Consider the following 10,857-nt stretch of genomic DNA (forward strand, 5'->3'; position numbering starts at 1 on the left):
CCAAGCTTTTCTGGTCGGAACCCCCTAAGCCGAGTTTTCAAGGTGCTGCGCCGTCCACTTGGTTTTCGAGACTGGCCTTTTAATTCTAACGTAAAGCCAACCTAGAACGGCGGGGTTTCAGACCCAAAATTTCCGATGAGGATCAGCTTTTAGAAGCTTCCCTAGAGGGCCAGGCCCAATCCTACGAGTTTTTTGACAGTGAGGAGGAAGGTCAAGGAGCAGCAGTTTTTACTGAGGTGTCTAACCTGGAGAGATTGAATAAGGTTCTGCAAGAAGCGGGATTTAAGGTCAAAGAAGCAGAATTACGCTGGATTCCCACTAATACCCTAGAAGTGAGCGATCGAGACCAGGCCTGTTTTTTATTGAAGTTAATCGACACCCTAGAATCCCTCGATGATGTGCAATCGGTAACGGCTAATTTTGATTTAGTCGAGGAATTGATGTTAGTGGATCTGTGATCCTAAATTACTAGGCAGTGATCACTGATCAGATTTGAGTTCTCAGTGAGCGGTATGAAGTGAGAGTAAGTAGTTGGATAATCTTGATTACTGATCACTGATTACTGTTTACTGATCACTGATTACTGATTCTGGGCCCAATCAAGAAATAATCTGTCCCCAAAATCCCGTAAAAATTCGGGTTCCGTCTTTGAGAATATGAATTTCCACTTGATCCGATGCCCAATTAATCTGATCTTCCAGAGCGGGATTGAGGACGTGAATCCGTTGATTGCTAGAAGAAACGGGAGAATCGGGGGAATGAATAGCGAGGGATTCCACATAGGCCCCATCCACCAAAATATCTAACTGGGCCAATAATTCTTGAGAGTGGGGCGGTGCTTGGGTTGAGCGCAATTGTTCGATCGTAAATCCCGTGAAGGACATCACATTTAAGCCTTTTTCCCTAACATATTTAGCTAATTCTGTCAAGGCTTTTGCTTGCCAAAAAGGTTCACCTCCGGAGAAAGTTAGGCCACTATTGCGGGGATTAGCCAAAATTTTGGCAGCTAGAGACTCAACGGTAATTAATTGATTGATCTCAAAGGACCAGGAAGCTTGATTAAAACAACCCCGACACTCGCGAGAACAACCCTGTACCCAGACCACCGCCCGACAGCCGGGGCCGTTAACGGCGGATTCATCCACATATCCCATGATATTGAGATGATGGGCGGGAATTTGCCCTAATTCGGCAGCAATAGTCAGACTCATCGCTTATAATCCTCGATCGATTCCTATCTTTTTCATGCTAGGGAAAAAACGACAAAAATCGATCGCTGTTGCCATGATTTGTTAACCTTTGACACACATCACCTGCTTGAGAGTGGCGACAATTTCCACTAGATCAGCCTGTTGATTCATCACCTGTTGGATCGGTTTATAGGCCCCCGGAATCTCATCAATAACGCCCTCATCTTTGCGGCATTCAACCCCTTGGGTTTGGGCGATTAAATCATCAAGAGTAAAGGTTTTTTTAGCCAGATTTCTCGACATCAAGCGCCCGGCCCCGTGGGAACAGGAACAGAAGCTATTATGTTCGCCTTTGCCTTTGACAATATAAGATTGCGCTCCCATGGAACCGGGGATAATACCATAATCGGTTTCTCTGGCGCGGACGGCTCCTTTTCGGGTGACATAAACCTCCTCCCCAAAATGAATTTCTTTTTCGGCATAATTGTGATGACAATTAACTACTAAGAGGGGTTTAGTTGGTTTGCCTCCCGCTAGATGTTTTTCAACAATGCGTTTAAATCTAGCCATCATAATTTCCCGATTATAACGGGCATATTCCTGGGCCCATTGTAGGTCATGCCAGTAGGCGGCAAATTCTTCTGTACCGGCAACAAAGTAGGCCAGATCGAGGTCGGGTAATTTACCTTCTGCTAGTTTGGCTAACTCTTTGGCCGTATCAATATGACATTGGGCCAGTTGATTACCAATACCTCTAGAACCGGAATGGAGCATTAACCAAACTTGATTATCTGTATCTAAACAAATTTCGATAAAGTGATTGCCACCTCCCAGGGAACCCATTTGTTTAAGGGCTTTTTTCTCTAGGTTTTGTACGCCTCGATGAATCTGTTTAAATTCCGCCCATTTTGGCCATTTAGTTACTTCCCGATCCACTTCTTTATTTTCAGCAAAACCGACGGGAATATTTTCTTCCACATCGAGGCGAATTTTTTTGAGTTTTCCCTGCAATTGTTCACCGGTGAAAGGCATTTTTAGGGCGGCCATGCCGCAACCGATATCGACTCCGACGGCGGCAGGAATTACGGCATCTTTGGTGGCAATCACCGAACCGACTAAAGCGCCTTTACCCAAGTGAACATCGGGCATTAAAGAAATGTGTTTATAAACAAAAGGTAGGGAAGCGACATTTTTGACCATTTGGGTTTCTTGGGGTCCCAATTCATGCCCCGCCCAAGATAAAATCGGTGTCTGTGTGGAAATATCCAGAGTTTCGTAAGCCATAGTTTTTATGAAATAATCAGGTCAAAAGCTGATGCAACCAAGATAATAAGGCAATTGAGATTCTGCGATGAATTGAATAAATTGTTATCAGTGATCGTGTTTTAACACAGAGGATAAGCTGTTGACTATCTAAATTACTCGTTCAGACTGCACCAGAGTTCTGAGCATTTGTACTAAAATTGTCAAGACGCAGTTTAAATGCAGTACAGCTTATTACCTATATTACATTATATACTACATTCGTGTTATCAACAAGTTCCCAGAAAGAGCAGGCATTGGGGAGCTTTTTTGCTGTGATCGGTAAACAGTAAGCTGTTCAGCATCTAAATAGCGTATAACAGAAACAGTAACTTAGTCAAAAAATTCAATGATGAGCAATCTTACTGATTTACTCGCACTTCCATTTGGCAAACCTTTAGCTGAGATCGATGCCACAATCCTTGAGAGTTTTGGGGATAATTGTTACAAAATAAATGATCAGATTTATTTATTAACAATGAGTATTGACAATATTCCTGTATATAGAGGTCTTGCTTGGGTAGTTTCTGAGCGGGCAGCCGCCTGGATTTTTACAGGTCGTTGGTCTGATGATGAAATCAAACTGCCGCCACCAGATATTCTTTTACCAATGTTTGCTATAAAAGATTATCAAAGTGTTTGTGAATTTGGCCGGCAAGTAGATCAGAAAAACTTTGTTAATGATCTTCCAGGGCCGCGAAGAGTAAAATTTAGCAACTACACTTACTATTATCGCATGGTAGAACCCCGTCAATCGGATGATCCTATTGGTATCGAGATCGATCGCCGACCAGAACAGTATAGGTATTGGGTAAATTCTCTAGTCATTATTAATAGTTGGCAAAGAACGATAACTAAAACCTTTCTTGACTTTCAACAATGTTCTCTTAATAATTTAAGAGGAGGGGGAGTCAATACTGGTAGTCATCTTATTCAGTTGAGAAGTTTTGGCAAGCCTGATAATTATCGGGAATCTATTTTATCTGTTTTTAATCCACCTACTCTATGCTATTTTGATTTAGGTTTAGAATTTGTGCCTTCTGCAGATATGCGCTTGGCCTACATCTACATCTATTTACAACCTAACTGTAGCAGTTTATTTTCCGAGGAAACCCGTTCTTCTACCTTTAGGGTTTTTTCTGGTGATCTTCTTTACGGAAATAGATTAATTAGTACCTCTGAATTAGAGGATTTTCCTGAGTTAATTAACAGTTTTCAAGATAGTAGATTTAAACGATATGACACCGATACTTATATTCAAGAAATAAATGGAATACGCACAGGAACAATTGTTTTTACTCATGATTACATAATCTTGTATTAATAGCATGACCTTTCGGTTATTAATTAAAGTCAAGTGCGGTCAATTTCTGAACTATGGAATGATATTGATATTTGAGATTCATGTTTTCTACTTAAAAGAGAGGAAGTGAGGGATTGCCAACACCAATCCAGGGAAACCAAGGGGAGCGAGCATGGAGTGGTAAGAACTAAGAGTTTGTCTCACTTCTGACTCCTTTCCTTCACCCCTAACTCTTTGATCCCGAACTGACATTAGCAATACTACCAAAAAGGTTCGGATACCTACACTATCGAGAAAGCGGGGTTATTTTGCACTATAGAGATAACGAAGGAACTGATAGGGGTGGGTATCGCCTAAAAACCGAGTACAGTTCCGATTCTAGAAGTCACTATAGTTGTATCGGAGCAGCACAAAGATTATGGGAAAAGTAGTTGGAATTGACTTAGGGACGACTAACTCCTGCGTCGCGGTTATGGAAGGGGGTAAACCCACTGTTATCGCCAACGCCGAAGGGTTTAGAACCACGCCCTCAGTCGTCGCCTACGCCAAAAATGGCGAGCGCCTAGTAGGACAAATCGCCAAACGTCAAGCGGTAATGAACCCGCAAAATACCTTTTATTCCGTCAAACGCTTCATCGGCCGGAAATTCAACGAAGTTACCAACGAAGCCACAGAAGTATCCTACAAAACTCTCCAGGACGGCAACGGCAACGTTAAATTAGACTGTCCCGCCCAGGGCAAACAATTCGCCCCCGAAGAAATTTCCGCCCAGGTACTGCGGAAACTGGTGGAAGATGCCAGTAAATACCTCGGCGAAACCGTTACCCAAGCAGTCATCACCGTACCCGCTTATTTTAATGACTCCCAACGTCAGGCCACCAAAGATGCAGGGAGAATTGCCGGGATTGAAGTTCTCCGCATTATCAACGAACCCACTGCCGCCTCTCTTGCCTACGGATTAGACAAAAAAGCTAACGAAACCATTCTCGTTTTTGACTTGGGTGGGGGAACCTTTGACGTATCGGTTCTAGAAGTGGGTGATGGTGTCTTTGAAGTTCTCGCTACCTCTGGAGATACTCATCTCGGTGGTGATGACTTCGATAAAAAAATCGTTGATTATCTAGCCGGAGAATTCAAAAAAGTTGAAGGAATAGATCTCCGTCAAGATAAACAAGCCCTGCAACGTCTCACGGAAGCGGCAGAAAAAGCCAAAATTGAACTTTCTAGCGTTACCCAAGCGGAAATTAACCTGCCCTTCATCACCGCTACCGCCGAAGGACCAAAACACCTAGATACCACTTTAACCAGAGCTAAATTTGAGGAAATTTGCGCCGATTTAATCGATCGCTGTCGGATTCCCGTCGAAAATGCCATCCGTGATGCCAAAATCGATAAATCTGCCCTCGATGAAGTGGTTCTCGTCGGTGGTTCAACCCGGATTCCCGCCGTTCAAGAATTAGTTAAAAAAGTTCTGGGCAAAGATCCTAACCAAAGCGTTAACCCCGATGAAGTGGTAGCCGTAGGTGCCGCTATTCAAGGTGGTGTCCTCGCTGGTGAAGTCAAAGATATTCTTCTGCTTGATGTTTCGCCCCTGTCTTTGGGTGTGGAAACCCTCGGCGGTGTGATGACGCGGATTATTACCCGCAACACCACTATCCCCACCAAAAAATCGGAAGTTTTCTCCACGGCAGTAGATGGACAAACTAACGTGGAAATCCACGTCCTGCAAGGGGAACGGGAAATGGCCAAAGATAACAAGAGTTTGGGAACTTTCCGACTCGATGGTATCCCTCCCGCTCCTCGTGGTGTGCCTCAAATCGAAGTGGTTTTCGACATCGATGCTAACGGTATTTTAAATGTCACCGCTAAGGATAAAGGTACAGGAAAAGAACAATCGATCAGCATCACCGGCGCTTCTACCTTGCCCCAAAATGAAGTGGAACGCATGGTTAATGAGGCAGAATCGAACGCCGCAGTCGATAAGGAACGTCGCGAACGCATTGAACGCAAAAATCAAGCTGAAAACGTGGTTTATCAAGCTGAGAAGCAGTTAGCCGAGTTGGGCGATAAGGTTCCCCCATCCGAGAAAAATAAAGCCCAGGCATTGATTAAGGAACTGGAAGAAGCGATCGCTCAAGACGATGATGGTAAGATCAAAACCATCCTACCGGAATTACAACAAGCCCTCTACGCGATCGGTAGCAGTATGTATCAGCAAGGGGCCCCTAGTAATCCCACCGGTGGCAATGACGACAATGGCCCCTCTGGTGGTGCTGGTGGTGGCGATGATGTCATCGATGCGGAATTCTCCGACGCTAAATAAAAATTAAGTTCATAGCTTCGGCAAGGACACAAGTTAACTTGTGTCCTTTTTTCATTGCGGCTTTCTTACAGATAAGGTTGTTACTGAAAATTAGGACTAAACTTAAGTAGGGTCTGCTGAATAAATGTGAAATGTAGGCAAGGTAGGGATTTTGTGGCTTTACGAGCGAAACAGGTGCAGGATTTTGAGAGAATCGTGCTTCAAAACCTTGCGTCTTCATCGGCCCGCGTCCTGTAGGGGCGAAGCATTCGGGCAATAACCTATCGGTGAAACCGTAGATTTTCTATCCGAATGCTTCGCCCGTACTTTTTGCCGCCAACCCTAAGTAGAGCATCTTGGAGAACTAAGATTAAGAAAATGGAAATTTACCAATTTAGCCAACGCCAGACAATTATTATGGCTATTCTAGTCCTCTATCTCGGTAAGTATTTAAGCAAAAATATCAAATTTCTGCAAGATTATAACATTCCTGATGCCGTTGTCGGTGGTGTCTTAGCTTCCTTATTTCTCGGTCTATTTTTTGCTGTTTTTAAATGGCAAATCGAATTTACCCTTAATGTTCGGGATGCCCTGTTAATCGTTTTTTTTACTACTATCGGGCTGTCCTCAAAACTAAAAACCCTGCTGCAAGGGGGTAAACCCTTGCTAATTTTATTAATAACCGCCGTGGTTTATCTCATTCTACAAAATTTAGCCGGGTTAGGAGTGGCAAAAGTGATGGGATTAGATTTACCCATCGGTTTGATTGCTGGTTCCGTTTCTTTGAGTGGCGGTCACGGGACTGCCATTGCTTGGGCTTCTATTTTTCGTGATAATTATGGCATCGCCAAAGCATCAGAAATTGGTGTAGCTAGTGCTACTTTTGGGCTAGTTTTAGGGGGAATTATTGGCGGACCGGTGGCTAAATGGTTAATTACTAGAAATCGACTGCGAGCCAATAATCAAGACCAAGATTTAACGGTGGGAATTAAACAAAGCCAGAGGAATGTCAATATCGATTACAATACAATGCTCCATTCAATCTTAGTGATTGGTTTAACTATCGGTTTAGGTAATCAGATTAACTACTGGGTGACTCCCCTTGGTTTAAAATTACCGGATTTTGTCCCCTGTTTATTGGCAGGAATTATCCTGACTAATACCGTACCTTTGGTGTTGAAACGCTTTCCTTGGCCCGCTAATACGCCCTCTTTAGCCTTAATTTCTGATGTTAGTCTCGGTTTATTCCTATCTATGTCCTTGATGAGTTTACAATTATGGACATTGATCGATTTGGCCGGACCGATTGCTATCCTGTTATTAGTGCAGTTCTCACTCAGTATTATTTATACTGTTTTACTGGTCTTTCCCGTAATGGGAAAAAACTATCATGCTTCAGTAGTTTGCGCCGGTTATTTGGGTTTAACTCTAGGGGCAACTCCCACAGCTATCGCCAATATGACAGCGGTAACGGAAAATTTTGGGGCTTCTCCCCAAGCATTTATTATTGTTCCTTTGGTGGGGGCATTTTTTATTGATTTGTCTAATGCTTTTATCATCCAGCAATTTTTGAATTTTCTGACTTAAAAATTTTCGCCAAATCAAGTAATTATTGAGGAAAGTTGACTAATCTTTTTCGACAAGATTGGCAAAAGCTTGCAGTAAAATCGGAATAATACGGCCAGGGTAAGAGCATCTCAATTAGGCTTGACAAAAGGCTTTCAGCACAGCCATCATATAGTTATTATCCATGGCCGCCCGTTTACTTTTTTGTGCCAGACTACGTCGGTAAGTCGATTCTTGGTTAAGAGCGTTAAGTGCTACTCGTCTCAAGAATGCTCCCATAAGGAAACGGGGTTAACATTAGTGAGGTTGTATTTTTATTGGTTTATGGTACACAAATAATTCCTAATCCTGCCATTTGACGAATATGATCATCAAAAGCGAATACCTCGAATATTTGCAAGCGATGAGCCATAACTAAAATAGAACAATCTGTGTAACTCCATTTTTTATCATTGTATTTACAGAAAGCCTCCCATGTTGCCAGATCGTCACTATCTGATAGATTAATATAATGATGATCTTCTCTTAGTATTTGACCTACTTGAATTGAGGCTTTACTGGAAACCTTACTCCGGATCCAAGTAACCGTTTCATCAAATACTGATTCTAGAATAATCCAACCATTATGAGGATTTTCTAGGCAATAATTTTGAGCGGTTTCGTGATGAGTTTCAGATTTAATAAAAAAAGCAATTAAAGCAGAAGTATCGACAATAATTTCTTTAGTCACAAATTTTAATAGAGAGTTTCATCAATGTTTTCAGCGTAGTTAGTAACAACTTGACCATGATTATCTTGTCCGATAATATATTTAGGTTCAGGTTGGTTAATTTCTAAACTTCCGCAAAGTTCCCAAGTGCGAGTTTTAGTAATATCTGGTAATTTAGTTTGAAGATAATTTTCCAAAGCTTTGATGACAATCTCTTGAACCGAGGATTTTTGTTCTTGTAAACGAGATATTAATTCATCAGGAATTTCGAGCAATATTTGAGTCATTGATAAACCTTAGAGATTAACGTTGTTTTACTAAAATTCTAGCCCGCCTTTGAATTATAACAAAGGGACGCAAACGCGATCGCTTACGTCCCCAATTCATCCTAAATCAAAATTTACCGCTCGGATAACCGACAAATCACCCGTTTTAAGCCGTATCCCCCCGCAAGGACAAGCAAACCAACCAAGTTATCGCCTTCAGGGACAGATTGCGGATTGTCTAGACCGAGGAAATAATTGGTATCATCATTCAAATCCTGATCATTATTGAGATCAGTAACTTGGTAAGTTGTCATATTCGTCATAGAAGGTAAATAAACTGTCCAATCTGCATTGCCATCAGAAATAGAACCGACAGTAAGATCAAAGTTAGCTGGATCGAGATTTGGCTCACTAGGATCGAAAAAGCCAGTAAAACGAATTACTTCAGTATCAAGAGGTGTATCAAATAAGAAATGCTCTGTTGTATCTCCAATAATGGCAGAAATAGGAGCAGGCACTGTAAGGGTTAAGGTAGAGCCATTAGTAAGATACGCAATCGCTGATGTAACATTAAATGTCCCTCTTGAAATGGAAACTCCATTTAAAAATAATTCTGAGGGTGGCTGCATACTCATACTGAGGCGATTCCCATTCACCCGACTTCTTCCTGTGCCATGAGGGACATCCCAAATTCGTCCATTAGGTGCAAATGGTTGCGAGCCAGTGACTTGACCTGCTAGGCTATTTGGCGAGATGCCGACATACCAAGTATTTGTTCCACTACCGATTGGTAAAAAGTTTACTCCAGGAGTTCCTGATGGAAGATTAGGTGATATAGAAGTAACTGGGGATGGAGTTGTCGGTGGCAATGCACTATCTAGTTTAGCGATCCATGCTTCTGATTGTCCATTAGGATTTATTCCACTTCCGACAATAGTTAGTCCATCAGCAGAAATATCATTTGCACTAGATAATCGCCAACCCGTCAGATCCAGTCCAAAGTCATTAGTTAGAATTTGTTGGATGCTTCTCATGCCATTAGCACTATCCCAGATAAATGCTTCGGCATTAATGCCATTAGCGGTACTAAGCTAAACGGCGCTTAACCTGCATGATCCAACAGCTATAACCCTTTTGGAGTCTATATCGGTGATCCGAAGTAAAAGCCGTTTAGCTTACCTGTCCCAACCACAACAGATCCATCAGCAGAAACTCCCCAGGCTATACTATTGAAACTACCACCAGGTAAATCACCGAGTCCTACCATTCCCGTAGCTTGAGTCCAACGAAACGCCTCACTATTATTAACAGAAATTACGCCTCCTCGACCAACCACAATAGATCCATTTGCTGAGACTGCAGTGGCAGAGCTATTAAAAATTCCACCGGGGAGGTCACCGAGTCCTACTATTCCCGTAGTTTGAGTCCAACGAAACGCCTCATCTCCACTAACAGAAACGCCTCGACCAACCACAACAGAACCATCAGCAGATAAGCTAAACGGCGCTTAACCTGCATGATCCAATAGCTATAACCCTTTTGGAGTCTATATCGGTGATCCGAAGTAAAAGCCGTTTAGCTTACTGCATTGGCGCTACTAAAAGGAACAACACCCCCTCCGGGTAGGTCGCCGATTATTATTGTCCCTGATTGAGTCCAACGAAAAGCCTGATTTGTATTATTGGTGAAAGCTCTACCAACTATAACAGACCCATCATCTGACACGTCGAAGGCTTCGCTGGAGCGGAAACCGAGGCTTATTATTCCTGTAGATTGAGTCCAACGAAAAATCCGATCCGGATTACCTAAAGCACCGCCGTTAACGACAATAACAGAGCCATCAGCAGAGACTCCAGTAGCCCAGGTTTCAAAACTACCGCCAGAAATATCGCCAATTCCCACCATTCCTGTAGATTGAGTCCAACGAAACGCTTCATTGCCATTAGGGACTTGCGTGGGAATAATATCCCAGCCAGGAAATCGCTCTGTAGAAGAATCAGACCAGCCAGATGGCATATTATCAAAGCGCAAGTCCCTTAGCTGCGGGGGCTCTCGAAGGCTCTCCCCCTACTTAGGGTAGGGCTGTTTCATTTAAATTAAGTATAGCTGATTTTGAGTCAATAAATTTGACCGAAGATTCTCAAGTTTATCTTGTTCTAACCAAAAGAGTTAGTCACAATAACTAATCTTTAATCCTTTGCCAAATTTATTATTAATAA

Annotated in this window: 10 protein-coding genes and 2 pseudogenes; 4 read left to right on the top strand and 8 right to left on the bottom strand. The window is 42.5% G+C overall.

Annotation, left to right across the window (positions count from 1 at the left end):
- Positions 1-134: 134 nt before the first annotated feature.
- Positions 135-458 (top strand): annotated as a pseudogene (locus IM456_RS07580) (YebC/PmpR family DNA-binding transcriptional regulator); the annotation flags it as partial.
- Positions 459-599: 141 nt separating this feature from the next.
- Here IM456_RS07580 and IM456_RS07585 read toward each other — a convergent pair.
- Positions 600-1,211: a 4Fe-4S single cluster domain-containing protein gene (locus IM456_RS07585; RefSeq protein ID WP_149987020.1), complete on the bottom strand. Its 612-nt coding sequence runs from the start codon at positions 1,209-1,211 to the stop codon at positions 600-602.
- Positions 1,212-1,292: 81 nt separating this feature from the next.
- Positions 1,293-2,474, bottom strand: a complete 1,182-nt coding sequence (locus tag IM456_RS07590; RefSeq protein WP_287693525.1) for an RtcB family protein — start codon at positions 2,472-2,474, stop codon at positions 1,293-1,295.
- Positions 2,475-2,841: 367 nt separating this feature from the next.
- Between IM456_RS07590 and IM456_RS07595 the strand changes: the two genes are divergently transcribed.
- The 3 genes from IM456_RS07595 to gltS all read left to right on the top strand — a co-directional run bounded on the left by IM456_RS07595 (position 2,842) and on the right by gltS (position 7,684).
- Complete coding sequence (locus IM456_RS07595; protein ID WP_287705315.1) at positions 2,842-3,816, top strand: hypothetical protein; 975 nt, start codon at positions 2,842-2,844, stop codon at positions 3,814-3,816.
- A 397-nt stretch (positions 3,817-4,213) separates the two neighbouring features.
- Positions 4,214-6,118 (top strand): molecular chaperone DnaK, encoded by a 1,905-nt coding sequence (gene dnaK, locus IM456_RS07600; RefSeq protein ID WP_287693529.1) that lies wholly within the window; start codon positions 4,214-4,216, stop codon positions 6,116-6,118.
- A 357-nt stretch (positions 6,119-6,475) separates the two neighbouring features.
- Positions 6,476-7,684, top strand: a complete 1,209-nt coding sequence (gene gltS / locus IM456_RS07605) for a sodium/glutamate symporter (RefSeq protein WP_287692186.1) — start codon at positions 6,476-6,478, stop codon at positions 7,682-7,684.
- A 114-nt stretch (positions 7,685-7,798) separates the two neighbouring features.
- On the opposite strand, the pseudogene IM456_RS07610 reads toward gltS, so the two are convergent.
- The 6 genes and pseudogenes from IM456_RS07610 to IM456_RS07635 all read right to left on the bottom strand — a co-directional run.
- Positions 7,799-7,936 (bottom strand): annotated as a pseudogene (locus tag IM456_RS07610) (ISAs1 family transposase); the annotation flags it as partial.
- Positions 7,937-7,985: 49 nt separating this feature from the next.
- Positions 7,986-8,393: a type II toxin-antitoxin system VapC family toxin gene (locus IM456_RS07615; RefSeq protein WP_149987016.1), complete on the bottom strand. Its 408-nt coding sequence runs from the start codon at positions 8,391-8,393 to the stop codon at positions 7,986-7,988.
- Positions 8,394-8,398: 5 nt separating this feature from the next.
- Positions 8,399-8,659, bottom strand: coding sequence for a hypothetical protein (locus tag IM456_RS07620; protein ID WP_193956241.1), 261 nt, complete (start codon positions 8,657-8,659; stop codon positions 8,399-8,401).
- A 113-nt stretch (positions 8,660-8,772) separates the two neighbouring features.
- Positions 8,773-9,672, bottom strand: a complete 900-nt coding sequence (locus IM456_RS07625) for a hypothetical protein (protein WP_253881247.1) — start codon at positions 9,670-9,672, stop codon at positions 8,773-8,775.
- Positions 9,673-9,779: 107 nt separating this feature from the next.
- Positions 9,780-10,112, bottom strand: a complete 333-nt coding sequence (locus IM456_RS23265; protein WP_353845518.1) for a hypothetical protein — start codon at positions 10,110-10,112, stop codon at positions 9,780-9,782.
- A 101-nt stretch (positions 10,113-10,213) separates the two neighbouring features.
- Positions 10,214-10,654: a hypothetical protein gene (locus tag IM456_RS07635; protein WP_287692183.1), complete on the bottom strand. Its 441-nt coding sequence runs from the start codon at positions 10,652-10,654 to the stop codon at positions 10,214-10,216.
- Between the last annotated feature and the right edge of the window lie 203 nt (positions 10,655-10,857).

The sequence above is a fragment of the Microcystis sp. M079S1 genome (assembly GCF_020246425.1).
GTDB classification, from domain to species: domain Bacteria; phylum Cyanobacteriota; class Cyanobacteriia; order Cyanobacteriales; family Microcystaceae; genus Microcystis; species Microcystis aeruginosa.